This window comes from Bradyrhizobium sp. BTAi1 (assembly GCF_000015165.1).
GTDB classification, from domain to species: Bacteria; Pseudomonadota; Alphaproteobacteria; order Rhizobiales; family Xanthobacteraceae; genus Bradyrhizobium; species Bradyrhizobium denitrificans.
The window spans coordinates 7411903-7437963 of sequence record NC_009485.1 but is presented as its reverse complement, the minus strand read 5'-3'; the positions used below and the strand labels follow the sequence as shown (position 1 = coordinate 7437963).

22 protein-coding genes are annotated in these 26061 nt (G+C 65.4%); 10 read left to right on the top strand and 12 right to left on the bottom strand.

Annotation, left to right across the window (positions count from 1 at the left end; translation table 11 throughout):
• Positions 1-15: 15 nt before the first annotated feature.
• The 4 genes from BBTA_RS33225 to BBTA_RS33210 all read left to right on the top strand — a co-directional run bounded on the left by BBTA_RS33225 (position 16) and on the right by BBTA_RS33210 (position 3682).
• The gene (locus BBTA_RS33225) at positions 16-780 is read left to right on the top strand and encodes an SDR family NAD(P)-dependent oxidoreductase (protein WP_012046902.1); all 765 of its coding nucleotides are present in this window, start codon (positions 16-18) and stop codon (positions 778-780) included.
• Between the two features lie 221 nt (positions 781-1001).
• Positions 1002-1421, top strand: a complete 420-nt coding sequence (locus BBTA_RS33220; RefSeq protein WP_012046901.1) for a thioesterase family protein — start codon at positions 1002-1004, stop codon at positions 1419-1421.
• Between the two features lie 214 nt (positions 1422-1635).
• Positions 1636-2781, top strand: a complete 1146-nt coding sequence (locus tag BBTA_RS33215) for an ABC transporter substrate-binding protein (RefSeq protein ID WP_012046900.1) — start codon at positions 1636-1638, stop codon at positions 2779-2781.
• Positions 2782-2875: 94 nt separating this feature from the next.
• Entirely contained in the window at positions 2876-3682 is an 807-nt protein-coding gene (locus BBTA_RS33210) for a shikimate dehydrogenase (protein ID WP_012046899.1), read from the top strand.
• Between the two features lie 27 nt (positions 3683-3709).
• Here BBTA_RS33210 and BBTA_RS33205 read toward each other — a convergent pair whose 3' ends face one another.
• The 3 genes from BBTA_RS33205 to BBTA_RS33195 are packed head-to-tail and all read right to left on the bottom strand — an operon-like array spanning position 3710 to position 7245.
• Positions 3710-4435, bottom strand: a complete 726-nt coding sequence (locus BBTA_RS33205) for an ABC transporter ATP-binding protein (RefSeq protein WP_012046898.1) — start codon at positions 4433-4435, stop codon at positions 3710-3712.
• Entirely contained in the window at positions 4432-6201 is a 1770-nt protein-coding gene (locus tag BBTA_RS33200) for an ATP-binding cassette domain-containing protein (protein WP_012046897.1), read from the bottom strand. The genes BBTA_RS33205 and BBTA_RS33200 overlap by 4 nt, the downstream gene beginning before the upstream one ends.
• Positions 6202-6204: 3 nt before the next feature.
• A complete protein-coding gene (locus BBTA_RS33195) occupies positions 6205-7245 on the bottom strand; it encodes a branched-chain amino acid ABC transporter permease (RefSeq protein WP_041751053.1) in 1041 nt (346 codons plus the stop codon).
• Between the two features lie 196 nt (positions 7246-7441).
• Here BBTA_RS33195 and BBTA_RS33190 point away from each other — a divergent pair, with 196 nt between their 5' ends.
• Positions 7442-7954 (top strand): MarR family winged helix-turn-helix transcriptional regulator, encoded by a 513-nt coding sequence (locus tag BBTA_RS33190; protein WP_012046895.1) that lies wholly within the window; start codon positions 7442-7444, stop codon positions 7952-7954.
• Between the two features lie 19 nt (positions 7955-7973).
• On the opposite strand, the gene BBTA_RS33185 is transcribed toward BBTA_RS33190, so the two are convergent.
• From BBTA_RS33185 to BBTA_RS33145, 9 genes are all read right to left on the bottom strand, one after another.
• Positions 7974-9254, bottom strand: coding sequence for a glycerate kinase (locus tag BBTA_RS33185; RefSeq protein WP_012046894.1), 1281 nt, complete (start codon positions 9252-9254; stop codon positions 7974-7976).
• Between the two features lie 28 nt (positions 9255-9282).
• Complete coding sequence (locus tag BBTA_RS33180; protein WP_012046893.1) at positions 9283-10506, bottom strand: ABC transporter substrate-binding protein; 1224 nt, start codon at positions 10504-10506, stop codon at positions 9283-9285.
• Between the two features lie 253 nt (positions 10507-10759).
• The gene (locus BBTA_RS33175) at positions 10760-11983 is read right to left on the bottom strand and encodes an ABC transporter substrate-binding protein (RefSeq protein ID WP_012046892.1); all 1224 of its coding nucleotides are present in this window, start codon (positions 11981-11983) and stop codon (positions 10760-10762) included.
• Between the two features lie 325 nt (positions 11984-12308).
• Positions 12309-13523, bottom strand: a complete 1215-nt coding sequence (locus BBTA_RS33170) for an ABC transporter substrate-binding protein (protein WP_012046891.1) — start codon at positions 13521-13523, stop codon at positions 12309-12311.
• Positions 13524-13542: 19 nt separating this feature from the next.
• Positions 13543-14559 carry a branched-chain amino acid ABC transporter permease gene (locus BBTA_RS33165; RefSeq protein ID WP_012046890.1) on the bottom strand — a complete coding sequence of 339 codons (1017 nt, stop codon included), beginning with the start codon at positions 14557-14559 and terminating at the stop codon, positions 13543-13545.
• 2 nt (positions 14560-14561) lie between these two features.
• Complete coding sequence (locus tag BBTA_RS33160) at positions 14562-15440, bottom strand: branched-chain amino acid ABC transporter permease (RefSeq protein ID WP_012046889.1); 879 nt, start codon at positions 15438-15440, stop codon at positions 14562-14564.
• A 13-nt stretch (positions 15441-15453) separates the two neighbouring features.
• On the bottom strand, positions 15454-16164 hold the full coding sequence (locus BBTA_RS33155; protein ID WP_012046888.1) for an ABC transporter ATP-binding protein: 711 nt from the start codon (positions 16162-16164) through the stop codon (positions 15454-15456).
• Positions 16161-16958, bottom strand: coding sequence for an ABC transporter ATP-binding protein (locus tag BBTA_RS33150; protein ID WP_012046887.1), 798 nt, complete (start codon positions 16956-16958; stop codon positions 16161-16163). Before BBTA_RS33150 ends, BBTA_RS33155 begins: the two co-directional genes overlap by 4 nt.
• 69 nt (positions 16959-17027) lie before the next feature.
• The gene (locus tag BBTA_RS33145) at positions 17028-17900 is read right to left on the bottom strand and encodes an IclR family transcriptional regulator (protein WP_041751051.1); all 873 of its coding nucleotides are present in this window, start codon (positions 17898-17900) and stop codon (positions 17028-17030) included.
• A 211-nt stretch (positions 17901-18111) separates the two neighbouring features.
• Between BBTA_RS33145 and BBTA_RS33140 the strand changes: the two genes are divergently transcribed.
• The 5 genes from BBTA_RS33140 to pimD all read left to right on the top strand — a co-directional run bounded on the left by BBTA_RS33140 (position 18112) and on the right by pimD (position 25937).
• Positions 18112-20205: a 3-hydroxyacyl-CoA dehydrogenase NAD-binding domain-containing protein gene (locus BBTA_RS33140; RefSeq protein ID WP_012046885.1), complete on the top strand. Its 2094-nt coding sequence runs from the start codon at positions 18112-18114 to the stop codon at positions 20203-20205.
• A 184-nt stretch (positions 20206-20389) separates the two neighbouring features.
• On the top strand, positions 20390-22051 hold the full coding sequence (pimA, locus tag BBTA_RS33135) for a dicarboxylate--CoA ligase PimA (RefSeq protein WP_012046884.1): 1662 nt from the start codon (positions 20390-20392) through the stop codon (positions 22049-22051).
• A gap of 22 nt (positions 22052-22073) precedes the next feature.
• Positions 22074-23261, top strand: coding sequence for an acetyl-CoA C-acyltransferase (locus BBTA_RS33130; protein ID WP_012046883.1), 1188 nt, complete (start codon positions 22074-22076; stop codon positions 23259-23261).
• Between the two features lie 198 nt (positions 23262-23459).
• The gene (gene pimC, locus BBTA_RS33125) at positions 23460-24650 is read left to right on the top strand and encodes a pimeloyl-CoA dehydrogenase large subunit (RefSeq protein WP_012046882.1); all 1191 of its coding nucleotides are present in this window, start codon (positions 23460-23462) and stop codon (positions 24648-24650) included.
• Between the two features lie 144 nt (positions 24651-24794).
• Positions 24795-25937, top strand: a complete 1143-nt coding sequence (gene pimD / locus BBTA_RS33120; RefSeq protein ID WP_012046881.1) for a pimeloyl-CoA dehydrogenase small subunit — start codon at positions 24795-24797, stop codon at positions 25935-25937.
• Positions 25938-26061 lie beyond the last annotated feature (124 nt).

Here is a 26061-nt window from a genome sequence, read left to right as displayed (position 1 = left end):
CAAGGGAGAAACGACATGTTGTTGAAGGATCAGGCCGCCATCGTCACCGGCGGCGCCTCCGGCCTCGGCGCCGCCACCGCCCGCAAGCTCGCGGCGCAGGGCGCCAAGGTCGCCGTGTTCGACCTCAACGCCAAGCTGGCGGAGGAGGTTGCCGCCGAGATCAAGGGCGTGGCGGTGGTCTGCGACGTCTCGGACGCGGCCGGCGCGGAAGCCGCCGTTGCCAAGGCGGTCGAGGCGCTCGGACAGCAGCCGCGCGTGCTGGTGAACTGCGCCGGCATCGGCGTCGCCAAGCGCGTGGTCGGCCGCGACGGCCCGATGCCGCTGGCCGATTTCGAGAAGGTCATCAAGGTCAACCTGATCGGCTCCTTCAACATGCTGCGCCTTGTGACCAACGGCATGACCAAGCTGGAGCCGCAGGCAACCGGCGAGCGCGGCGTCGTCATCAACACCGCCTCGGTCGCGGCCTATGACGGCCAGATCGGACAGTCGGCCTATTCGGCGTCGAAGGGCGGCATCGTCGGCATGACCCTGCCGATCGCCCGCGAGCTCGCGCAGTTCGGCATCCGCGTGCTGACCATCGCGCCCGGCCTGTTCCTGACCCCGCTGCTCGCCAATTTGCCGCAGGAGGCCCAGGACTCGCTCGCCGCCGCGATCCCATTCCCGCGCCGGCTCGGCCAGGCCGACGAGTTCGCCGCGCTCGCGCTGCACATGGTCGAGAACGCCTATTTGAACGGCGAAGTCGTCCGCCTCGACGGCTCGCTGCGCATGGCGCCGAAGTAGGATTGAATGTTCGAATGAGTTCGGCCGCCGGCCATGAGCAGGCTCCCAGCCTCTCCCCGCGTGCGGGGAGAGGCCGGATTGCATCGGCAGATGCAATCCGGGTGAGGGGGGCTCTCCGCGAGGTCGGTGGGTGTGGTTGCCCCTCACCCCAGCCCTCTCCCCGTAAGAACGGGGAGAGGGAGCGCAATATTCTCCGCGGCTTGTAGCGAGGTTCACAATCGATGTTCGTCAATCGCCGCGACGTGCAGATCCAGTGGGGCGACTGCGATCCCGCCAATATCGTCTACTATCCGCGCTATTTCGCGATGTTCGACGACGCCACTTCGGTGATGTTCGAGGCGGCCGGCTTCTCCAAGCAGGACATCGTCCGCCGTTACGGCCTGGTCGGCATTCCCATGGTGGACACACGGGCCAAGTTCTACATCCCCTCGACCTACGGCGACTGGATCACGATCGAGAGCCGGATCGAGAGCATTAAGCGCTCCTCGTTCGACGTCACCCACAAGGTGTTCAAGGGCGAGGCGCTGGCCATTGAAGGGTTCGAGACCCGGGTGCTGGTCGGGCGCGATCCGGCCGATCCGGACAAGCTGAAATCGGCGCCTTTTCCCGAGGAGATGCGGAGCAAGTTTCTTGGAGGGTGAGGCGCTGCAACAGGTGCGACATGCGGCCGTCTTAAGGATGAATCTCTGTCGTGCTTTGGTCGACTGGTGAGACGTGATCTTCTCGTGTTCAATACCAGGATCACGTTTGGACACATGTCGGCCGGCCGAGATCGAAGGCGCCCTGGATCAGGGCGGGACTGCAAACAGGATCGGCGGATCACGAGCTGAACCGAAAAGATTGAGGGAGGATTGAATGAGAAAGGCCTATCTGGCGGCGGCAGGCGTCATCGCGATGCTAGCCTCTGCGCCGGCGCTGGCGCAGACCAGCGAAATCACCATCGGCATCACCACCACCACCACGGGCCCGGGCGCCGCGCTTGGCATTCCCGAGCGCAATGCGCTTGAATTCGTGCCGAAGGAGATCGGCGGCGTGCCGCTGAAGGTGATCGTGCTGGATGACGGCGGCGATCCGACCACGGCGACCACCAACGCGCGGCGCTTCGTGACCGAGTCCAAGGCCGACATCATCATGGGCTCGGCGCTGACGCCGCCGACGATCGCGGTGTCCAACGTCGCCAACGAAGCCGGGATTCCGCATTTCGGCCTGGCGCCGTTCCCGGTCACGCCGGAGCGGATGAAGTGGTCGGTGGTGATGCCGCAGCCGGTGCCGATCATGGGCAAGGTGCTCTACGAGCACATGAAGGCGCACAACATCAAGACCGTCGGCTATATCGGCTATTCCGACTCCTACGGCGATCTCTGGTTCAACGATCTCAAGAACCAGGGCGTGCCGATGGGCATCACCATCGTCGACGAGGAGCGTTTTGCCCGCCCCGACACGTCCGTCACCGGGCAGGTGCTCAAGCTGGTCGCCGCCAATCCGGATGCGATCCTGGTCGGCGCCTCCGGCACCGCGGCCGCGCTGCCGCAGACCGAGCTGCGCGAGCGCGGCTATCAGGGCCTGATCTATCAGACCCACGGCGCGGCGAGCATGGATTTCATCCGCATCGCCGGCAAGGCGGCAGAGGGCGTGATCATGGCCTCGGGTCCGGTGATGTCGCCGGAAACCCAGGACGACAGCGCGCTCACCAAGAAGCCCGGCCTCGAGCTCAACAAGGCCTATGAGGGCAAGTATGGCCCGAACAGCCGCAGCCAGTTCGCCGGCCATTCCTACGACGCGTTCGAGATCCTCAAGCGCGTGATCCCGGTGGCACTGAAAACCGCCAAGCCCGGCACCCCGGAGTTCCGCGAGGCGATCCGCCAGGCGCTGCTCTCCGAAAAGGACCTGGCGGCCTCCCAGGGCGTCTACAACTTCACCGAAAAGGACCGCTCCGGCCTCGACGACCGCGCCCGCATCATCCTGACTGTGAAGGACGGCAAATACGTCCCGGCGAAATAAGTCGCGCGAACCATGGCAAGATCAGAAAGGCCGGCTCTGTGAGCCGGCCTTTCGGCTATGAGGACCATGATTTTTTGGTTCACGGAGGCCCTGCATGATTCCCGTCCCCACCGGAGCGACCCGGCTCCACATCATCATCGGTGATCCGATCGCGCAGGTGCGCGCGCCGGCCGGCGTCAGCCGGGCCTTTGCGGAGCGTGGCAGCGATGCGATCCTCGTCCCAGTCCAGGTCGCACCAGTTGATCTCGCCGGCTTCCTCGCGACGGCGACGCGCGTGAAGAATCTCGATGGCATCGTCGCGACCATCCCGCACAAATTCGCCTGCTACCGCGCCTGCGCCACCGCCACCGAGCGTGCGCATTTCATCGGCGCGGTCAACCTGATGCGGCGCAGCCCCAATGGCGGCTGGCATGGCGACATGGTCGATGGCCTGGGCTTCGTCGGTGCTGCGCGGGCCAAGGGCTTTGATCCGAACGGCACCCGCGCGCTGCAGATCGGCGCCGGCGGCGCCGGATCGGCGATTGCGCTGGCGCTGATCGATGCGGGCGTGCGTGAGCTCGCGATTCACGACAGCGACGCCGGGCGGCGTGATGCGCTGATCGCGCGCCTCAATGAGCGGGGTAGGGGCCGGGCGCTGATCGGCGCCATGGATGCAACCGGATTCGACTTGGTGGCGAACGCGACGCCGGCCGGCATGCAGCCGGGCGATCCCCTGCCGGTCGACATGGCGACGGTGAGCCCGTCAGCCTATTGCGGCTGCGTGATCACGCGTCCCGAGGTCTCGCCGTTCATCGCCGCCGCGCGTGAGCGCGGCTGCCTGACGGCGACTGGCACCGACATGTACCGGGCGCTGGAGCGCGTAATGGTCGACTTCCTGTTGTCGCGACAGCCGCCATCCTGAGACGGCGCCTCCCGCTTCACATCAGGCTCAGCTGGCCGCCGCCTCGGCAAAGCCCAGATAGCTCGCCGCGACGCGTTGGTCAGTCGCGATCTCGCTGGCCTTGCCATTGAGCACGAATTCGCCGAGCTCCATCACATAGGCGCGGTCGGCGACCTTCAGCGCAGCCTTGGCGTTCTGCTCGACCAGCAGCACCGAGACGCCTTCCTCGCGCAGCTTGGCGACGATCTCGAAAATGCCGGCGACGATGATCGGCGCCAGCCCGAGGCTCGGCTCGTCCAGCATCAGCATCTTCGGCGCGCCCATCAGCGCGCGGCCCATCGCCAGCATCTGCTGCTCGCCGCCGGACAGCGTGCCGGCAAGCTGCTTGCGCCGCTCCTTCAGTTTCGGGAACAGCGTGTAGACGTGCTCGAAGCCTCTGGCAGCATGCGCCTTCGACATTCTGAAAGCGCCGAGCTGCAGATTGTCCTCGACATTCATGCTCGCGAACAGCTCGCGATGCTCCGGCACCAGACAGAGGCCGCGTGCGACGCGGTCCTCGATCTCGTAGCGGGCCAGGTCCTCCCCCAGGAACGAGACGCGGCCCTTGAGCGGAAACACGCCCATGATGGCGCTGAGCAGCGTCGTCTTGCCGGCGCCGTTGGCGCCGATGATGGTGACGATCTCGTTCTCGGCGACGGTGAGCGAGACGGACCTGACCGCTTCGACCTTGCCGTAGGAGACGTGCGCGTCGGTGACTTCCAGCAAGGTGCTCATGCGGTGGCTCCGAGATACGCCTTGATCACCTCGGGATTGGTTTTGATCGCGGCTGGTGTGCCCTCGGCGATCTTGGTGCCGAAATCGAGCACCACGATGCGGTCGGCGAGGTCCATGACGAAGCCCATGTCGTGTTCGACCAGCAGCACCGACATGCCGCCGGCGCGGAGGTCGCGCAGCAGCGCGCCAAGGCGCTGCTTCTCCATGTGGCGCAGGCCCGCGGCCGGCTCGTCGAGCAGCAGCAGCATCGGATCGACGCACAGCGCGCGGGCGATCTCGACGATGCGCTGCTGTCCGAGTGAGAGCGAGCCGGCGAGCTGGTGCATCTGGTCGCCGAGCCCGACACGCTCGATCTGACGCGCCGCCTCCGCGAGCAGCTTGGCCTCGTCGCCGCGGTCGAGCCGGAACATGCTGGAGAGCGCATTGGAATGGCCGCGCAGATGCGCGCCGATCGCGACGTTCTCCAGCACCGTCATGTCCGGCACCAGCTTGACGTGCTGGAAGGTTCTGGAAATGCCGAGCTTGACGACATCCTGCGGCGGCGCGTTGCCCACGGCCTTACCGAGCACGGAGATGTTGCCGGAGGTCGGCGGCAGCACCCCGGTGATCAGGTTGAAGGTCGTGCTCTTGCCGGCGCCGTTGGGGCCGATCAGCGCCACGATCTCGCGGGCCTGGACGTCGAACGAGACGTTGTTGACCGCAACCACGCCGCCGAACTGCTTTCGTGCGTTGTCGACCTGCAGCAGCACGCTTGGCGCCGAGGCGGAGCGCGCCCGGGCCGGCAGCGCGATCGAGGTGTCGGGCTTCTTGGCGAGCGGCTTGAACGGCAGCCGCGCGGTCAGCCAGGGCCACAGGCCGGTCGGCGCGAGCTGCAGCAGGGTGACGAGGAGGATGCCGAACACGATGGTCTCGAGCTGGCCTTCGCCATGCAGCAGCAGCGGGAGGTAGCTCTGCAGCACCTCCTTCAGGATCACGACGATCGCCGCGCCCAGCACGCCGCCCCAGACATAGCCGGCGCCGCCGACGACCGCGACGAACAGATATTCGATGCCGGCCTGGGCGCCGAACGGCGTCGGGTTCACGGCGCGGGTGAAGTGCGCATAGAGCCAGCCGGACAGGCCGGCGAGCACGGCCGCGTAGATGAACACCAGCAGCTTGGCGCGCGGCGAGTAGACGCCGAACGCCTCGGCCGCGATATGGCCGCGGCGCAGGGCCCGGATGGCGCGGCCGGTGCGCGAGTCCAGCAGGTTCATCGTCAGCAGCGCTGCGATCAGCACGGCGGCCCAGATCGCGAAATAGATCGTGCCGGGATCGAGCATCTTGAGGCTGCCGATCGAGAGCGGCGGGATGCCGGAGATGCCGTCATTGCGGCCGAGGAAGGCGAGCTTGCTGAAGAGATAATACAGGCCGAGACCCCAGGCGAGCGTGCCGAGCGGCAAGTAATGCCCGGACAGCCTGACGGTGACGAGGCCGAGCAGCACCGCCGCAAGGCCGGAGACCAGCAGCGACAGCGGCAGGGTCAGCCAGGGCGAGACGCCGTACTGCGCCGACAGCACCGCAGTCGTGTAGGCGCCGAAGCCGACGAAGGCGGCCTGGCCGAACGAGGTGAGACCGCCGACGCCGGTCAAGAGCACCAGGCCCATCGCGACCAAGGCGGACAGGCCGATATTGTCGAGCAGGACGATCCAGAACGGCGGCACGCCCGGGATGAACGGGATCGCCGCGACGAGGACGGCAAAGACGATGAGAGGCCAACGCTCGCGCACGGCTCAATCCTTCTCTTCTTCGACCGCGGGCGCGGCGAGCGAACGCAGCAGCAGGACCGGGATCAGCAGCGTGAAGACGATCACTTCCTTGAAGTTCGAGGCGTAGAACGAGGAGAACGCCTCGACGATGCCGACGACAAGGGCAGCCACAGCGGTCAGGGGGTAGCTGATCAGGCCGCCGATGATCGCGGCGATGAAACCCTTCAGGCCGATCAGGAAGCCGGTGTCGTAATAGAGCGTCGTGATCGGGACGATCAGGATGCCGGAGAGCGCGCCGATCGTGGAGGCCAGCAGGAAGGCGATCTGGCCGGACAGCGTGGTGCGGATGCCGACGAGACGGGCGCCGAGCCGGTTGACGGCGGTGGCGCGCAGCGCCTTGCCGTACAGGGTCAGGCCGAAGAACAGCCAGAGGCCGACGATGAAGGCGATGGTGATGCCGTAGACCGCCATGCCCTGGCCGGTGAAGCGCAGCGAGCCGAGCGTCGCGCTGGCGGTGAGCAGGGTCGGGCCTCGCTGGCCCTCGGCGCCGAAGAACAGCAGGCCCAGGCCCTGCAGCGCCAGATGCACGCCGACCGAGGCGATCAGCAGCACCAGCACCGAGGTGTGGGCGAGCGGCTGGAACACGATGCGGTACAGCGACAGACCGATGCTGGCCACGATCAGCAGCGACAGCACCAGGCTGACGCCCGCCGGCATGCGCTGGTCAGCGGCCCATAGGCTGGCCAGCAGAACGATCACCGGAAAGACCATGTTGAGGCCGAACGTTCGCGCGATCTTCGGCACGTGCAGCGTCTTGCGCATCGCATAGAGGTCGAAGGCAAACGCGATGAGGCCCATCACCACGGCAAGCTTCGCCGTGCCCGGCATGCGGCCGGCGGCGAGCGAGGCGTAAGTGAGCGCGCCATAGGTGACGAATTCGCCCTGCGGGATCAGGATCACCCGGGTGACGGCAAATACCAGCACCAGCGCCAGCCCAAGCAGGGCATAGATCGCGCCGTTGGTAATGCCGTCCTGCAACAGGAACAGCAAGATCGTTGTGTTCAAGACAGGACGCTCCCCCTCTGTGATGGCCGGATGCGGGCGGCGCCGCGCGCCTTCTCGCCGGCCGGGCAGTTGAATTCGCCTGCCCGTGTTTGGTATAGTGGATAACAATTATCGATTATAATCTCAAGGCCGCTGTTCCGGCTGCGGCATTCGAGACCAGGGATGGAAGCAGGTGCGATGATCTTGGCGGTTTCTGATGGCCGATAGCGCCAAACCCGTCAGCAGGCCCCACAGGGAAAGCCGAAAGGAAGCTGCCGTAGCCGTCGACGAGACGCAAGCGGTCCAGCTCGGCGAGCTCTCCGATCTGCTCGGCTATGTGCTGAAACGGGCGCAGTTGAAGGTGTTCGAGGACTTCCTGCGCTGCGTTGCGCCGCTGCAGCTGACGCCGGCCCAGTTCTCGGTGCTGCTGCTGCTCGACGGCAATCCCGGTCGGAACCAGACCGAGATTGCCAATACGCTGGGCATTCTCAGGCCGAACTTCGTCTCGCTGCTGGACAGCCTGGAAAGCCGCGACCTCTGCTCGCGGGTCCGCTCTGCCAATGACCGCCGCTCGCACATCCTGATGCTGACCGACAAGGGGAGAAGCGTGCTGGCGCGGGCCAAGAAGCTGGTCGTGACCAAGCATGAGGCGCGGCTGAACGAGCTGCTCGGTCCGGACGGTCGCGAGACGCTGCTGGCGATGCTGACGAAGATCGCCGAGGACTTCTGAGGGCGCCGATCGGGCGCCCTCAATCGACCAGGATCACGCGGACGTCGTTGACATTGGTCAGCGTCGGGCCGGTCTGCAGCAGGCCGCCGGTTGCCGCGAAGAATGCGGTGGCGTCATTGTTGGCGAGATAGGCCTGCGGATCCAGGTGCTGCGCCCGCATCGCCGCGATGACCTCGGCATCGACCAGCGCGCCGGCCGGATCGGAGGCGCTGCCGCCGCCGCCATCGGCGCCGTCGGTGTCGCCGGCGAGCGCCGCGACGCCCTCCATGTCCTGGAGCAGGTCGGCCAAGGCGAGGGCGTATTCCTGGTTCGGCCCGCCGCGGCCCTGGCCGCGCACGGTCACCGTGAGCTCGCCGCCGGAGATGATTGCCATGCGGCGGCCGAGCGCGCGCGCCTCGCGCGCCAGCTTGGCGTGATCGGCCGCGACCTCGCGCGCCTCGCCCTCGAGATCGGCGCCGAGGTCGAGCACGTCGTAGCCGGCGTTTCTGGCGCTGGCCACGGCAGCCTCCAGCGCGGAGGCAGGGCGCGCGATCAGCTCGAACGAGGCGCGGGCGAAGGCCGCGTCGCCCGGCTTGCAGCTCTCATTGGCCGCATCATCCAGCGCCCGGGCGATCGCCGGGTCGATCTCGAGCTGGTACTTCGCAATGATCGCGCGGGCATCGGCCAGCGTGGTCGGATCCGGCACCGTCGGCCCCGAGGCAATGGCCGAGGGATCGTCATGCGGCACGTCGGAGATCGCGAGCGTGACGATCTCCGCCTTCTGCCCGGCCCGGGCCAGCCGGCCGCCCTTGATGCGCGACAGATGTTTCCTGACGGTGTTGATCTCGCCGATCGGAGCGCCTGAGCGCAGCAGCGCGCGGGTCAGCTGTTGCTTCTGCATGAAGCTCACGCCATGCGCCGGCGCAATCCAGTTGGCGGAACCGCCGCCGGACAGCAGCACCAGCATGAGGTCGTCGGTCTCGGCGGTTGCGGCGAGCTGCAGGGTCTCGTCGGCGGCCTTCAGGCCGGCCTCGTCCGGCATCGGGTGCCCGGCTTCGATCACCTTGACCCGCCGGGTCGGCACGCCATGGCCGTGACGGGTGGTGGCGATGCCCGCCAGCCGCGCCGGATCGACCTTGAGCGTGTCGAGGTAGTGCCGCTCGGCGGCGAACGCCATGGCGGCCGCGCCCTTGCCGGCGGCGAGACAGATGATCCGCCCCTTCGGAGCGGCCGGCAGATAGGCCGGCAGCACGATGTCGGGATGAGCGGCGGCGACCGCGGCATCAAAGATGGCGCGCAACAACGGACGGCGGCTGCTCATGCGGCGCCGCCCGCGTCGGTGAGGCGGCTTACTTCAGCTCGCCATTCATGACCTCGCCGAACAGCTGCCACCGCTCGCCCTTGAACTGCATCAGCTGCAATTGCTCGATCGGCTGGAAATCGTCGGGCCCCGTGGTCAGCGTGACACCGGGCAGGAGCCCGCCTTGCGCAAACTGCTTCAGGCTTGCCGCCTGTTTCATGACGTTGGCGCGGGTCAACTCGTCGCCGCATCGCTTCAGCACCTCGACCATTGTGGTGGCGATGTTGTAGCCGGTCAGCGCCGACGAATCCACGGGGTTGATCTCGGGCAGATATTTGGCCAACAGGTCCTTGAACGCGCCCAGGCCTGGGTCATTGGCCCATTGCGGATCGGATGCATCCTTGGCGTAGGCGGCCGAGATCACGCCTTGTGAGTTCTCGACACCGGCCGGCCGCATCACCGCCGCCGTCGAGGCGCTGACATTGGAAATGATCGTGAGCGGCTTCCAGCTCATCTCGCCGAGCTTCTTGATCGCCTGGGCGCCGGATTTCGGCGTCGTGAACAGCACCACGATGTCGGGATTGGCCGACTTCATCTTGACGATGTGCGACTCCACCGTTGGCTCGGCGATCTCGTAGCTCTCCTCCAGCACCAGCCGCGATGGATCCCCGAGCCCGTCCTTGAGGCCCTTGAGATAGTCCTTGCCCATGTCGTCGTTCTGATACAGCACCGCGATCTTGCCGCTCGGCTGCTGCGCCGTGAGATATTTGGCGTAGATGCGGGCCTCCGACTGGTAGCTCGGCAGCCAGCCCATGGTCCAGGGAAAGGTCTTCGGCTCGTTCCACTTGGTGGCGCCGGTCGCGACGAACAGCTGCGGCACCTTCTTGGCGTTGAGATATTTCTGGATCGCCGTGTTGGGCGCGGTGCCGAGCACGCCGAACAGGAACAGCACCTCGTCGCTCTCGACCAGCTTGCGCGCCTGCTCCACCGTCTTGGGCGGCGAATAGGCGTCGTCATAGGAGATGAAATTGATCTTGCGGCCATTGATGCCGCCCTCATCATTGACCTTTTTGAACACGGCCGTCATCGCCTTGCCGACCGAGCCATAGGCCGATGCCGGGCCGCTATAGGGCACGATGTTGCCGATCTTGATCTCGGTGTCGCTGGCGCCGGTGTCGTACTTCTTGTCGGCATATGCGCTGCCGGCCGCGGCGCCGACCAAGGCAAGGCCGAGCAGGCTGGAGACGGTGCGGCGGGTGAGGGCAGTGGTCACGTGGGGGGACTCCTTCTGGGCCTTGGAGCTTGGCCTTGTTGTTGGATCCGCCCGCAGCGCGGGCGACTCGTTTCACTCCGAACGAGCCCCCAATAGCGCAGCAGCGTCCGGCAGGTAACTGCCGCCGGCGCATGCCCGCCTGTCTTTCTCCTGCTAGCTTAAGAAATCATTGGCAAAGATCGCCGAGATGTTGGGAGACAGCGACTCCTGCGGCGCGACGCCGCAGGAGTCAGGTTACATCTGCGCCCTGAGATCAGCCGCCGACATCGGCCGAGATGACGTCGCCGAACAGTTCCCACTTCTCGCCCTTGAAGCGCATCAGCTGCAGCTGGCTCACCGGTGCGAAGTCGGTCGCCGAGGTGTTGATCGTGATGCCCGGCAGCAGCATCTCAGTCCGGAAATTGCGCAAGGATGCGGCCTGCTTCATCACGTTCTCACGGGTGAGGTCGTCACCGCACTGCTTCAGCACCTGCACCAGGGTCTGCGCCACGGCATAGCCGACGACAGTGCCGCCGTCGAGCTTGTCGCCCTCCGGGAACTCCTTGGCCATGAAGTCGAGGAACTGCTTCATCCCCGGGTCGTCCTTCCACTGCGGATCGGAGACGTCCTTCAGATAGGCGGCCGAGATGATCTCCTGCGAGTTCTCGAAACCGGCCGGCTTCAGCACGCTGCCGACCGAGGCCGAGACGTTGTTGAGCAGGTGCAGCGCCTTCCAGTCGATCTCCTTCACCTTCTTGATCGCCTGCGCGGCGAATTTCGGCGTCGTGATGTTCATGAAGACGTCGGCGCCGGTCGATTTCAGCTTGACGATGTGGCTGTCGATCGTGGGCTCGGTGGTCTCGTAGCTCTCCTCCATCACGATCATGCTGGCGGCCTTGGCGCCGAGCCCGTCCTTGAGGCCCTTCAGATAGTCCTTGCCGTAATCGTCGTTCTGGTACAGCACCGCGATCTTGGCGCCGGGTTTCTCCTTCAGGAGATATTTGGCATAGATGCGCGATTCGGCCTGGTAGCTCGGCTGCCAGCCCATGGTCCACGGGAAGTTGGATGGATCGTTCCACTTGGTGGCGCCGGTCGCGACGAACAGCTGCGGCACCTTCTTGGCGTTCATGTATTTCTGGATCGCGCTGTTCGACGGCGTGCCGAGCGAGTTGAAGATCAGGAGCACCTCGTCGCTTTCGACCAGCTTGCGCGCCTGCTCGACCGCCTTGGGCGGGGAATAGGCGTCGTCATAGGAGACGAAGTTGATCTTGCGGCCGTTGATGCCGCCTTCGGCGTTGATCTTCTTGAAGTAGGCGGCCTCCGTCTTGCCGATGATGCCGTAGGCCGAGGCAGGGCCGCTATAGGGCATGATGTTGCCGATCTTGATCTCGGTGTCGGAAGCGCCGGTGTCAAATTTCTTGTCCGCGGCGAATGCGCTGCTCGAGGCGAGGACGATGGCGGCAGCGGAGGCGAGGGCTGCCCTGCGCGTGATCATCATGGTGCGTATCTCCCGTATTGGTTCTGGATGACGTGTCGCGGCTTCCTTGTCGGAAGCTCTTGTTAGCCTGCGAACTATAGCAGAGCGGGGGAGCCACGGCTGCGACATCGCGGCACGGGCCGTGTTTTCGCGGCCGGCGTTGGCCGCCTCGATGTGCAGCTGCGAGATCGGCAATCTCGGCGAGCGCTTGCTCTGCAAGAACAGCCTGAGATCAGTAAAGCGGTGGCGATGCACCGGCGGACGCAATGGCGACGCGGCGCAACAAAAAGCCCCCCGCGCGCTGGCGCGGAGGGCAGGGCAGACAGAGCTGCTGGCTGACGCAGGATTACTCGATGGCGCCGCTGATCGCCTCACCGAACAGCTCCCATTTCTCGCCCTTGAACCGCATCATCTGCAGCTGGTCGATCGGGGCGAAGTCGGTCGCCGAGGTGTTGATCTTGACGCCGGGGAGCATGGTATCCGGCGTGAAATCCTTCAGGCTGGCCGCCTGCTTCATGACATTGGCGCGGGTCAGATCGTCACCGCACATCTGCAGTACCTTCACCAGCGTCTGTGCTGCGCCGTAACCATACACCACTGAGCTGTCGAGCTTGTTGGCGTCGGGATAATACTGCTGCAGGAACTCGAAGAACTTCTTCATGCCGGGATCGTTGTCCCACTGTGCGTCGGCAGCGTCCTTGGCATAGGCTGCCGAGAGGATGCCCTGCGAGTTCTCGAAGCCGGCCGGCTTGATGACGCTGCCGACCGAGGCCGATACGTTGACGACGAGATGCAGCGGATGCCAGTCGATCTCGGCCAGCTTCTTGATCGCCTGCGCCGCGAATTTCGGCGTCGTGACGCTGAAGAACACGTCGGCGCCCGATGCCTTCAGCTTGACGATGTGACCGTCGATCGAGGGCTCGGAGGTCTCGTAGCTCTCCTCCATGACGATCATGCTCGCGGCTTTGTCGCCGAGACCGTCCTTGAGGCCCTTGAGATAGTCCTTGCCGAAATCGTCGTTCTGGAACAGCACGCCGATCTTGGCGCCCGGCTTGTCCTTCAGCAGGTACTTGGCGTAGATGCGGCCCTCGCTCTGGTAGCTCGGCTGCCAGCCCATGGTCCAGGGGAAGTTCTTCGGATCGTTCCACTTGGTGGCGCCGGTCGCGACGAACAGCTGCGGGATCTTCTTGGAGTTGAGATATTTCTGAATCGCCGAGTTGGAGGGCGTGCCGAGCGGGTTGAAGACCAGCAGCACCTCGTCGCTTTCCACCAGCTTGCGCACCTGTTCGACCGCCTTGGGCGGCGAGTAGGCGTCGTCATAGGTGACGAAGGTGATCTTGCGGCCGTTGATGCCGCCTTCGGCGTTGATCTTCTTGAAATACGCTTCCTCGGTCTTGCCGATCACGCCATAGGCGGATGCGGGTCCGCTATAGGGCATGATGTTGCCGATCTTGATCTCGGTGTCGGACGCGCCGGTGTCGTACTTCTTCTGGGCGAGTGCGCCGCCCGAGGTGAGTGCGATGACCGCCGTCGCGAGCGCGGCGATTCGTAATTGTTGCATCACGTGCAAGATGTCCTCCTTAGGTCTTACGGACTTTGCTCAGCAGTTGCTGAGCCACCATCGCCACCTGCCGCGCGCCGTGCGGCACGAGGAAGATGATGAGGAACAACAGGACGCCGAACACCGCGCCGGACAGGCCCTTGGAGATGCCCTCGGCGATGTTCGGAACGAAGATGATGAAGGCGGCGCCGATGAAGGAGCCGGGCAGCCAGCCGACGCCGCCGACCACCATGCCGAGGAACAGCGAGATGGCGAGGACGATGGTGTAGCTGTCGGGCGCGACGAACTGCACCGCGATGGCGCCAAGACCGCCGGCCACGCCGGTGATGCCGGCGCTGACGCCGAATGCCAGCGTCTTGTAGGTGGCGACGTCGATGCCCATCGCGGAGGCCGCGATCTCATTGTCGCGGATCGCCATGAAGGCCCGGCCGGAGCGCGAGCGCAGCAGGTTCACCGAGAAGATGTAGATCGCGATCGTGATCGCCAGCGTGAAGTAGTACAGCCACATGTCCTGCGACATCGGCAGACCGAACGGCGCGTCCGGCTTGGTCACGACCAGGCCCTGCACGCCGCCGGTCCAGTGCTCGAAGAAGCCGAGCTTCAGGATCTGCGGCATAGCGGTGGCGAGCGCGAAGGTTGCCAGCGCCAGGTACACGCCGGACAGCCGCAGCGCCGGCTGGCCGAACAGGAAGCCGAACCCGAAGCAGACGACGCCGGCGACCGGCAGGGTCAGCGCGTAGTTGATATTGTACTGCTCCATCAGGATCGCCGACGTATAGGCGCCGACGGCATAGAAGGCGCTCTGGCCGAGCGAGAACTGGCCCGAGCCGCCGGTCAGGATGTTCAACGCCAGCACCGCGAGGCCGTAGATCAGCAGCATCGTCATCTGGAAGATGATGAAGTTCTTGACGAACAGCGGCACGACCAGGAGCAGCAGCACGACGACGAAGGCCGTGCCGGAGCTGAGGGTCATGGCCCGCTTCGGAACCGCCTCGACCGCGGGCGCCTGAGACCCGACTTCCTCGATTGCGCTCATGATCAGACTCGCTTCACGATGTTGCGGCCGAACAGACCGGCGGGTTTGACGACCAGGACGGTGATGATCAGCGCCAGTGCGATCGGGAGCTTCATCTCATTACCGACATGAGGGATGTAGGTGCCGGCGAGGTTCTCGAAGATGCCGACCAGGAAGCCGCCGAGCACGGCGCCGAACGGGCTGGTGAGGCCCCCCAGCACCGCCGCGGCGAAGCCGTAGATCAGGACGCCGCCCATCATGTTGGGCTCGAGGAAGACGACGGGCGCGATCAGCATGCCGGCGATCGAGCCGATCGCCGCCGCCATGCCCCAGCCGAGCGCGATCATCCAGGAGGTGTTGATGCCGACGAGCCGCGCGGATTCAGGAACCGAGGCCGCCGCCCGCATCGCCAGGCCGATGCGGGTGTACTGGAAGAACACGTAGAGCCCGATCAGCAGCAGCACCGTGATGCCGATCATGCCCGCTTGATGGGTCGAGATCAGCTGGCTGCCGAGGAACGGTGTCGAGCCGAACGGCGTCGGATATTGCTTGATCGTGAAGTCCCAGATCAGCCCGGCGCAGGAGTTGATGATCGAGAACAGCGCGATGAAGCCGGCGACCTGGGTCAGGATCGGCGCCTTCGCCAGCGGCTTGAACAGCACCCGCTCGATGACGATGCCGCCAGCGAAGGAGAACGCCAAGGTGAGCACGAAGGCGCCCCAATAGGGCACGCCCCATTGCATCAGCTGCCACGACACGAAGGTCGAGAACATCGCCATCTCGCCTTGCGCGAAGTTGAGATGGTCGATCGCCTGGTAGATCATCACGACCGCGAGCGCCATGCAGGCATAGATCGCACCGGTCGCGATTCCGGCCAGGACCTGGTTGGTGAAAAGCTCCATTGTCCCGACTCCGTCAGTAGCCCAGATAGGATTTGCGGACGTTCTCGTCCTGCGCGATGTCCTTGGCCGCGCCGGACATGACGATGCGGCCGGTCTCGATCACATAGGCCTGGTCGGCGAGTTCCAGCGCGAGTTGCGCGTTCTGCTCGACGACGAGGATCGACACCTTCTCGTCCCGGTTGATCCTGCCGAGGATCTGGAAGAGATCGCGCACGACCAGCGGCGCCAATCCGAACGACGGTTCGTCCAGCAACATCAGGCGCGGCCGGAGCATCAGCGCGCGGGCCACCGCCAGCATCTGCTGCTCGCCGCCGGACAGCGTGCCGGCCTGCTGCGTATGTCGCTCCTTCAGCTTCGGGAAGTAGCCATACATGCGCTCGATATCGGAGCTGATCGCCTTGTCGGTCCGGGTGATGGCGCCGAGCTGCAGGTTCTCCTCCACGGTCATTGTCGTGAAGGTGCCGCGGCCCTGCGGCACATGGGCGATGCCGAAGCGGACGATGCTCTCGGTCGACTTGTTGTTAAGCGGCTTGCCGTCGAACTCGATCGCCCCGGTGGAGCGGACCATGTTGCAGATCGCGCGCAGCGTGGTGGTCTTGCCTGCGCCATTGGCGCCGAGCAGCGTCGTCAGCGAGCCCTCGTTGAGCGAGAAGGAGAGGCCGTGCAGGGCCTGGACCTGGCCGTAATAGGCGCGCAGATCCTTGACGTTGAGAAGCGGCGTCATTGATCTTTGCTCCCCAGATAGGCCTTGATGACGTCAGGGTCGGCCTGCACCTGGGCCGGCGTGCCCTCGGCCAGCTTGCGGCCGAAATTGAGCGCAACGACGTGATCGGCAATCGACATCACGAGTCCCATGTGATGCTCGACCAGCAGCACCGTGATCTTACGGTCGTCGCGGATGCGACGGATCAGGTCGCCGAGGACGTAGACCTCCTCGTGGTTGAGACCGCCCGCGGGCTCGTCGAGCAGCAGGATCTTCGGATCGGCCGCCAGCGCGCGCGCCAGCTCGACGCGCTTCTGGGTGCCGAATGGCAGGCCGGAGACGGTGCGGTGGGCGACGCTTTCGAGATCGAGATAGGCCAGGATCTCCTGCACCTTGGTGTTCACCGCGGATTCGCTGCGCCGGACCCAGGCGAGCCGCAGCGAATCGGAGATGATGTCGCTGGAGGTGCGGGCATGGGTGCCGACGCGGACATTGTCGAGCACGGAAAGGTTTGGAAACAACGCGACGTTCTGGAACGTCCGCCCGATGCCGATCTCGGCGATCCTGTGCGGCGGCCGCGACAAAATGCTGCGGCCTTCCATCAGGATGTCGCCGGCGGACGGCTGATACAGCCGGCTCAGGCAGTTGAACAGCGTGGTCTTGCCGGCGCCATTCGGGCCGATCAGTCCGAGGATCTGTCCCTGGTGCATGTCGAACGACACGCCGGCGAGCGCGACGATGCCGCCGAACACGACGTTGACGTCACGCACCGCGAGCAACGGATCGCTGCTGCGAGCAAGTTGCGCCTGCGTCATGTCGTCTCGCCCACCATAACGATCAGCGAGACGGAAGGATGCTGCGCCGGACTGGCGTGACCATGCAGGCTATCTGATACCCTCGGCAACACGGGCAAGTTTTCCTCCTGGCTTCTGCTTTTTGCTTGGTTCTTTGTTTGGCTGATTAGTTGCCGGCGCTAATCCGCCGACTGCCGCTTCGATGTTTCTTACCATCGCGAGCAGACGAGGTCCAATGTCGGTGCGCAGCCGCTCTTCCGTGAAGCGGAATGCAGGCGCGCCGCAATTGAACGCGTAAGGGCCAGTTCCGTCGTTGAGCTTCATCGCGACGCCCACCGCATGGACGTCGTCCTGCCACTCGCCGGCCGAGATCGTGAAGCCGTAGCGGGCGACAGTCTCGCCGGATCGTTCGATGCCTTCGCGGATCTTCGGCCAGCGGCTGCCGTAATGCTCGCGCAGCTCGCGCATCAGCACGGCGCGTTCCTCCTCGGAGAGCGCCCAGATATAGGCACGCCCCATCGCTGTCGTCGCGATCGGGATGCGGGATCCGACGTCGAGTTGAACATTGACGACGCCATGCCGGCTCTGCCCGATATAGATCATGCTGAGACGGTCGCGGCCGCCGATTGCGACCGCCCCGCCGGTCTCGCGCATCAGCTGCTCGCGGAACGGCTCGGAGAGATGGCGCACGCCGAGATTGGCGAGCGCGGCATAGCCGAGCAGGAGGGCGGACGGCGCCAGCTGATATTTCTCGAAGCGGGGGACCGGGGTGAGATAGCCGAGCTTGGTCAAAGTGTAGGTCAGCCGGGACACGGTGGCCTTGGGCAGGTTGGTGCGCGCGGCGATCTCCTGGTTGCCCAGCAGTCCGTCATTGGGCCTGAAGGCCCTGAGCACCTCGAGGCCGCGCGACAACGCAACGACGAAGTTGCGATCGGTCGCAGCTTTCTTCCCTGGGCGTTTCATGTCATCGGCTATTGATTGAGAGCCTCGTTGACAACGCTCGTGCTTCAAAATAACCCTGGCTGTCAAGATGTGGAATTAGATTTCGCACTGCGGAATTGAGCCTCGGCAGCGACTCAACGCAAGCAAGGCTGATACTCCGCGCAAATGAAGAGCCAAGAAGTCGCCGGGGCGTTAACCGGCAACAAAGAAACGACATCCCAAGGAGCCTAGCGTGAGCGAAGTGGCAAAGCTTGATCGTCATGATATCGTCGGCATCGTCACCATCGACAGTCCGCCCGTCAATGCGCTGAGTGCCGCAGTTCGCGGTGGTATCCTGGACAACGTCAAAGCGGCCATTGCTGATCCCGAGATCAAGGTCATCGTTCTGACCTGTGGCGGGCGCACCTTCATCGCCGGCGCCGACATCACCGAGTTCGGCAAGCCGCCGAAGCCGCCGGCGCTCAACGACGTGCTGAGCACGATCGAGAACAGCCCGAAGCCGGTGATCGCCGCTATTCATGGAACGGCGCTGGGCGGTGGTCTCGAGGTGGCGCTCGCCTGTCATTATCGTGTCGCCACCAAGGACGCGAAGCTCGGCCTGCCCGAGGTGAAGCTCGGTCTGCTGCCGGGGGCGGGCGGAACGCAGCGCCTGCCGCGGGCCGTCGGTCCGGAACTCGCCGTGAAGATGATCGTCGGTGGTGATCCGATCGGTGCCGCGGAGGCGCACAAGGCGGGGCTGATCGAGGAGATCGTCGAGGGGCCCGCGTCAGGGGCCGAAGCCTTTGCGCGCAAGGTGGTGGCGGAGAACCGTCCGCTGCGCAAGCTGCGCGACGATGATTCCAAGCTGGCGGCGGCCAAGGCGGACCGTTCGATCTTCACCAATGCGGTCGCGGCGATCACCAAGAAGTCGCGCGGCCTAGAAGCGCCGTTCGCCGCGGCCGATGCCGTCGGCTATGCGATCGACCTGCCGTTCGACGAGGGCCTGAAGCGGGAGCGGGAGGGCTTCCTCAAGCTCCTCACCAGCGACCAGTCCAAGGCGCAGCGCTATGCCTTCTTCGCCGAGCGCGAGGCTGCCAAGATTGCCGGCGTGCCCGAGGGCACCAAGGGCCGCAAGGTCGATCGCGTCGCGATCATCGGCGCTGGCACGATGGGCGGCGGTATCGCGATGTCGTTTGCCAATGCCGGCATCCCGGTGACCTTGATCGAGACGGCCGAGGAACAGCTCAAGCGCGGCATGGGCGTCATGCAGAAGAACTGGGAGGCGACCGCCGCGCGCGGCGGCATCCCGGCGGATGCGCCGGCCAAGCGCATGGCGCTGATCGACGGCAAGGTCGGGCTCGAGCACGTCAAGGATGCCGACCTCGTCATTGAGGCCGTGTTCGAGACCATGGCGGTGAAGAAGGAAGTGTTCGGCAAGCTCGATCAATACGCCAAGCCCGGCGCGGTGCTCGCGTCCAACACCTCCTACCTGAACATCGACGCCATCGCCGCAGAGACCAGCCGTCCGCAGGACGTGCTCGGCATGCACTTCTTCTCGCCGGCGAACGTGATGAAGCTGTGCGAGATCGTCCGCGCCGAGAAGACGGCGCCGGATGCGCTGGTGACCGCCGTGTCGATCGCGCGCAAGATCGCCAAGGTGCCGGCGGTGGTCGGCGTCTGCGACGGTTTCGTCGGCAACCGCATGCTGGCGCAGCGTGGCAAGCAGGCCGAGAAGCTGCTGTTCGAAGGCGCGCTGCCGCAGCAGGTCGACGCCGTCGTCACCAAGTTCGGCATGCCGATGGGCCCGTTCGCGATGGGCGATCTCGCCGGCCTCGACATCGGCTGGCGCTCGCGCAAGGACCGCGGCATCAAGAGCGAAATCGCGGACGCGCTGTGCGAAGCCGGCCGTTTCGGCCAGAAGACCGGCAAGGGCTACTACAAATATGAGGCCGGCTCGCGCGCGCCGTTGCCGGATCCCGACGTCGAAAAGCTGATCGACGAGACGCTCGCCAAGCTCGGCCTCAAGCGCCGCGCAGTCAGCGACGAGGAGATCCTCGAGCGCATGATGTATCCGATGATCAATGAGGGCGCGAAAATCCTCGCCGAGGGGATCGCCGCGCGTCCGTCGGACATCGATGTCGTCTGGCTGTACGGCTATGGCTGGCCGATCTATCGCGGCGGCCCGATGTACTGGGCGGACAGCGTCGGCCTGAAGCATATCGCCGAGCGCCTCGCCTTCTATGCCAAGGAGACGAACGATCCGTCGCTGGAGCCGGCGCCGCTGCTCAAGAAGCTCGCTGACGAGGGCAAGACGTTCGCGTCGCTGGCCCAGGGGAAGGCCGCTTGAGGTCGAAGTTTCACTGTTGCTCCGTGCGCAGGCGCGCTCCCCTCCCCCTTGCGGAGAGGGGACGGGGGTGGGGGTCCACAGCGGCGGTCTCGCCTGGGGCCACCCCCCTCCCTGACCCTCCCCCACAAGAGGGGAGGGAACGCAAAGAGCGGGGCTGCCTTCCGGCAAGAAACACAGAGTCCTCATGACCCATCCCGGCGAGCAGTTCTATCCCGAAGGCGTCCGCTGGGACGCGCCGATCGCGCGCGGCACCTTGCCGGAGCTGCTGGCGAAAGCGGTGAGCGACTTCGGCGATCGCGGCGCACTCGAATTCCGCGACCGTCCGATCAGCTTCAACGCGCTCGCCGGGCTCGTCGATCAGGCCGCGGCCGCGTTCCTGCGTGCGGGCTTCGGCAAGGGTGCCTCGATCGCGCTGTTCCTCGGCAATTCGCCGGACCATCCGATCAATTTCTTCGGCGCGCTCAAGGCCGGTGCCCGCGTCGTGCATCTGTCGCCGCTCGATGGCGAGATCGCGCTGTCGCATAAGCTCAGCGACTCCGGCGCACGTATCCTGGTGACGTCGAACCTGTCGGCGCTGCTGCCGATGGCGCTGAAGTTCCTGGAAAAGGGCCTGCTCGATCGCCTGATCGTCTGCGAGGATGATCATTGGGGCCAAGTCGGCACGCCGCAGACGGCGTTGCCGGACAGCCCCGCTGTGATCACGCACCGCGCCTTCGTCGATGGTGCCGTTGCGCCCGCCGTATGGCCCGCCATCTCGCCCGATGACATCGCGCTCTTACAATACACCGGCGGCACCACCGGCCTGCCCAAGGGCGCGATGCTGACCCACGGCAATCTCACCTCGGCGGTCTCGATCATCGAGATCTGGAGCCGCGCCACCCGCACCCGGAGCGAGGGGGGCGACCGCGTCATCTGTGTGCTGCCGCTGTTCCACATCTATGCGCTGACCGTCGTACTGCTGACCGCGTTGCGCATCGGCAGCCTGGTATCGCTGCATCAGCGCTTCGATCTCGAGGCCGTGATGCGCGATATCGAGCACAAGCGCGCGACCTATTTTCCCGGCGTGCCGACGATGTGGATCGCGATCGCCAACCTACCCGATCTCGACAAGCGCGATCTGTCGTCGCTGACCAGCGTCGGCTCCGGCGGCGCGCCATTGCCGGTCGAGGTTGCCCGCATCCTCGAGCGCCGCGTCGGCATGAAGCTGAAGAGCGGCTGGGGCATGACCGAAACCTGCTCGCCCGGCACCAGCCATCCCAAGGAGGGCCCCGACAAGCCGGGCTCGATCGGCATCGCGCTGCCCGGCATCGAGATGGACGTCGTGTCGCTCGAAGATCCAACCAGGGTGCTCGGCGTGAACGAGGTCGGCGAGATCCGCGTCAAGGGACCGAACGTGACCAAGGGCTACTGGAACCGGCCGGAGGAGACGGCGCAGTCCTTCGTCGGCGACCGCTTCCTGACCGGCGACATCGGCTATGTCGACGCCGACGGCTTCTACTTCCTGGTCGACCGCAAGAAGGACATGATCATCTCCGGCGGCTTCAACGTCTATCCGCAGATGATCGAGCAGGCGATCTACATCCATCCTGCGGTGCAGGAGGTCATCGTGATCGGCATTCCCGACGCCTATCGCGGCGAGGCGGCCAAGGCCTTCATCAAGCTGCGCGACGGCTTTGCGCCGTTCCCGGTCGAGGATCTGCGCGAATTCCTCACCGGCAAGCTCGGCAAGCACGAGCTGCCGGCGGCGGTCGAGTTCGTCGACGAGCTGCCGCGCACGCCGGTCGGCAAGCTGTCGCGTCACGAATTGCGCCAGCAGCAATCATCCACGTCTCAGAGCAAACATTAGCAACAACAACAGGAGGTCGCCCATGACCGATGCCGTCATCGTTTCCACCGCCCGCACGCCGATCGGCAAGGCCTATCGCGGCGCGCTCAACGCCACCGGCGGCGCCACCCTGCTCGGCCACGCCATCGGCGAGGCCGTCAAGCGCGCCAAGGTCGATCCGGCCGAGGTCGAGGACGTCGTGATGGGCGCGGCCCTGCAGCAGGGCTCGACCGGCGGCAACATCGCGCGCAAGGCGCTGTTGCGCGCCGGCCTGCCGGTGTCGGTCGGCGGCACCACGATCGACCGCCAATGCGCCTCCGGCCTGCAGGCGATCGCGCTCGCCGCGCGCTCGGTGATCTTCGACGGTGTCGAGATCGCGGTCGGCGGCGGTGGCGAATCGATCTCGCTGGTCCAGAACGACAAGATGAATGCGTTCCAGGCCACCGATCCGGCGCTGCTGGAGATCAAGGGCGACGTCTACATGCCCATGATCGACACCGCCGAGATCGTTTCCAAGCGTTATGGCATCTCGCGCGAGAAGCAGGACGAATATGCGCTGGAAAGCCAGCGCCGGACGGCAGCGGCGCAGCAGGGCGGCAAGTTCAACGACGAGCTGGCGCCGATCACCACCAAGATGGCCGTGACGGACAAGGCCACCGGCAACGTCTCGTTCAAGGACATCACGCTATCGCAGGACGAGGGTCCGCGCCCGGAGACCACGGCTGAAGGCCTTGCCGGCCTGAAGGCGGTGCGCGGCGACGGCTTCACCATCACCGCCGGCAATGCCAGCCAGCTGTCCGATGGCGCCTCGGCCTGCGTGATCATGAGCGATGCCACCGCCGCCAAGCGCGGCCTGCAGCCGCTCGGCATCTTCCGCGGCTTCGTTGCGCATGGCTGCGAGCCCGACGAGATGGGCATCGGCCCCGTCTTTGCTGTGCCGCGTCTGTTGAAGCGCCACGGCCTGACCGTCGACGACATCGGCCTGTGGGAGCTGAACGAGGCGTTCGCCGTGCAGGTGCTGTATTGCCGTGACAAGCTCGGCATCGACCCGGACAAGATCAACGTCAATGGCGGCGCCATCTCGGTCGGCCATCCCTATGGCATGTCGGGCGCCCGCTTGACCGGCCATGCGCTGATCGAAGGCCGCCGCCGCAAGGCGAAGTATGCCGTCGTCACCATGTGCGTCGGCGGCGGCATGGGCGCCGCCGGCCTGTTCGAGGTGCTGCAGTAAGGAGTTGAGTGAGGCGGGCGTGCCGCAATCGCCGCTCGACCTCTCCCCGTCGGGGAGAGGTCGGATCGCGAAGCGATCCGGGTGAGGGGACGGTCCCTCGTTGGACCGTAACCCCTCACCCCAGCCCTCTCCCCATGGGAGAGGGGGCGCACCGCCTCCGCGGATATATCGAGTCTTATAGACACACGGGAGGATCCGATGGATCTTGCATTCACGAAGGAAGAGCAGGCGTTCCGCGAGGAAGTGCGGCAGTTCTTCAGGGACAATGTCCCGCCGGAGACGCGCCGCAAGATGATCGAGGGCCGCCATCTGTCGAAGGACGAGATGGTGACCTGGTGGCGCATCCTCAACAAGAAGGGCTGGGGCGTCTCGCACTGGCCGGAGGAATATGGCGGCACCGGCTGGAGTTCGGTGCAGCACTACATCTTCAACGAGGAGCTGCAGGCCTATCCTGCGCCGCAGCCGCTCGCGTTCGGCGTCAGCATGGTCGGCCCGGTGATCTACACCTTCGGCAATGAGGAGCAGAAGAAGAAGTACCTGCCGCGCATCGCCAATGTCGACGATTGGTGGTGCCAGGGCTTCTCGGAGCCGGGCTCGGGCTCCGACCTCGCTTCGCTGAAGACCAAGGCCGAGCGCCGCGGCGACAAGTGGATCATCAATGGCCAGAAGACCTGGACGACGCTCGCCCAGCACGCCGACATGATCTTCTGCCTGTGCCGCACCGATCCCTCCGCCAAGAAGCAGATGGGCATCTCCTTCATCGTCTTCAGCATGAAGTCGAAGGGCGTCACGGTGCGTCCGATCCAGACCATCGACGGCGGCCGCGAGGTCAACGAGGTGTTCTTCGACGACGTCGAGGTGCCCTACGAGAACCTGATCGGCGAGGAGAACAAAGGCTGGGACTACGCCAAGTTCCTGCTCGGCAATGAGCGCACCGGCATTGCCCGGGTCGGCGTCTCCAAGGAGCGCATCCGCCGCATCAAGGAGCTGGCGGCGAAGGTCGAATCCGGCGGTCGTCCGGTGCTGGAGGATCCGTCGTTCCGCGAGAAGCTCACGGCCTGCGAGGTCGAGCTGAAGGCGCTCGAGCTGACGCAGCTGCGCGTCGTCGCTGACGAGGGCAAGCACGGCAAGGGCAAGCCTAACCCGGCCTCCTCGGTGCTGAAGATCAAGGGCTCCGAGATCCAGCAGACCACGACCGAACTGCTGATGGAGGTGATCGGCCCGTTCGCCGCGCCCTACGACGTCCATGGCGACGACGACAGCAACGAGACCATGGATTGGACCGCCCAGATCGCGCCGAGCTACTTCAACAACCGCAAGGTCTCGATCTACGGCGGCTCCAACGAGATCCAGCGCAACATCATCGCCAAGGCGGTGCTGGGGCTCTGAGGTTTGAGCCGCAGCGCTTCGATAACGCACGCCGTCATGGCCGGGCTTGACCCGGCCATCCACGCGAAGCCCGCGAAGGCGCGACGTGGATGCCCGCGACAAGCGCGGGCATGACGGAGAATGGGGATATTGGAGAGTCAACCAATGGATTTTGATCTTACCGAGGAGCAGCGCCTCCTCAAGGACAGCATCGACGGCCTCTTGGCGGATGCCTATGACTTCGACAAGCGCAAGCTGTACATGAAGGAGAAGGGCGGCTGGAGCAAAGCGATCTGGTCCAAGCTCGCCGAGCAGGGCCTGCTCGGCCTGCCGTTCTCCGAGGAAGACGGCGGCTTCGGCGCCGGCGGCGTCGAGACCATGATCGTGATGGAGGCGATGGGGCGCGCGCTCGTGCTCGAGCCGTATCTCGCGACCGTGGTGCTCGCCGGCGGATTCCTGCGCCATGGCGGCTCGGCGGCGCAGAAGGCCGCGCATCTGCCGGGCATCATCGACGGCAGCAAGACCTTCGCCTTCGCCCAGCTCGAGAAGCAGTCGCGCTACGACCTGTTCGACGTTGCGACGTCGGCGAAGAAGAAGGGCGATGGCTATGTCATCGACGGCGAGAAGTTCGTCGTGCTCAATGGCGAGAATGCCGACACCCTGATCGTGACCGCGCGCACCGCTGGTGGCCAGCGCGACAAGAGCGGCATCGGCGTGTTCATCGTGCCGGCCGGCGCCAAGGGCGTCACCCGCAAGGGCTATCCGACCCAGGACGGCCTGCACGCCGCCGACATCAGCTTCACCGGCGTCGAGGTCGGTGCTGATAGCGTGATCGGCGACCCGGCGAACGGCCTGCCGCTGATCGAGCGCGTCGTCGACGAGGCCCGCATCGCATTGTGCGCGGAGGCCGTCGGCCTGATGGACGAGTCGCTCAAGACCACGGTCGAGCACATCAAGACGCGCAAGCAGTTCGGTGTCGCGATCGGCTCGTTCCAGTCGCTGCAGCACCGCGCCTCCGACATGTTCGTGGCGCTGGAGCAGGCGCGCTCGATGTCGATGTTCGCGACCATGGCCGCCGAATTCGACGACGCCAAGGAGCGCGCGACCTCGATCGCCGCGGCGAAGGTGCAGATCGGCAAGTCCGGCAAGTTTGTCGGCCAGCAGTCGATCCAGCTCCATGGCGGCATCGGCATGACCATGGAGGCCAAGATCGGCCACTACTTCAAGCGCCTGACGATGATCGAGACCACCTTCGGCGACACCGACTACCACATGCGCCGCGTCAGCGAGGCGGGTGGGTTGATCTAGGTCGACAGGTTCCTCCGTCATTGCGAGGAGCGAAGCGACGAAGCAATCCAGAGTCGCGCGTGAGGCCCTGGATTAGTTCGCTTCGCTCGCAATGACGGCGGAGCGAGATTTCGTAACCCGGATG

Coding starts and splice junctions, on each gene's coding strand:
- BBTA_RS33225 (WP_012046902.1), top strand. CDS start 16: ATGTTGTTGAAGGATCAGGCCGCCATCGTCACCGGCGGCGCCTCCGGC.
- BBTA_RS33220 (WP_012046901.1), top strand. CDS start 1,002: ATGTTCGTCAATCGCCGCGACGTGCAGATCCAGTGGGGCGACTGCGAT.
- BBTA_RS33215 (WP_012046900.1), top strand. CDS start 1,636: ATGAGAAAGGCCTATCTGGCGGCGGCAGGCGTCATCGCGATGCTAGCC.
- BBTA_RS33210 (WP_012046899.1), top strand. CDS start 2,876: ATGATTCCCGTCCCCACCGGAGCGACCCGGCTCCACATCATCATCGGT.
- BBTA_RS33205 (WP_012046898.1), bottom strand. CDS start 4,435: ATGAGCACCTTGCTGGAAGTCACCGACGCGCACGTCTCCTACGGCAAG.
- BBTA_RS33190 (WP_012046895.1), top strand. CDS start 7,442: ATGGCCGATAGCGCCAAACCCGTCAGCAGGCCCCACAGGGAAAGCCGA.
- BBTA_RS33185 (WP_012046894.1), bottom strand. CDS start 9,254: ATGAGCAGCCGCCGTCCGTTGTTGCGCGCCATCTTTGATGCCGCGGTC.
- BBTA_RS33175 (WP_012046892.1), bottom strand. CDS start 11,983: ATGATGATCACGCGCAGGGCAGCCCTCGCCTCCGCTGCCGCCATCGTC.
- BBTA_RS33170 (WP_012046891.1), bottom strand. CDS start 13,523: ATGCAACAATTACGAATCGCCGCGCTCGCGACGGCGGTCATCGCACTC.
- BBTA_RS33165 (WP_012046890.1), bottom strand. CDS start 14,559: ATGAGCGCAATCGAGGAAGTCGGGTCTCAGGCGCCCGCGGTCGAGGCG.
- BBTA_RS33160 (WP_012046889.1), bottom strand. CDS start 15,440: ATGGAGCTTTTCACCAACCAGGTCCTGGCCGGAATCGCGACCGGTGCG.
- BBTA_RS33155 (WP_012046888.1), bottom strand. CDS start 16,164: ATGACGCCGCTTCTCAACGTCAAGGATCTGCGCGCCTATTACGGCCAG.
- BBTA_RS33150 (WP_012046887.1), bottom strand. CDS start 16,958: ATGACGCAGGCGCAACTTGCTCGCAGCAGCGATCCGTTGCTCGCGGTG.
- BBTA_RS33145 (WP_041751051.1), bottom strand. CDS start 17,900: ATGAAACGCCCAGGGAAGAAAGCTGCGACCGATCGCAACTTCGTCGTT.
- pimA (WP_012046884.1), top strand. CDS start 20,390: ATGACCCATCCCGGCGAGCAGTTCTATCCCGAAGGCGTCCGCTGGGAC.
- BBTA_RS33130 (WP_012046883.1), top strand. CDS start 22,074: ATGACCGATGCCGTCATCGTTTCCACCGCCCGCACGCCGATCGGCAAG.
- pimC (WP_012046882.1), top strand. CDS start 23,460: ATGGATCTTGCATTCACGAAGGAAGAGCAGGCGTTCCGCGAGGAAGTG.
- pimD (WP_012046881.1), top strand. CDS start 24,795: ATGGATTTTGATCTTACCGAGGAGCAGCGCCTCCTCAAGGACAGCATC.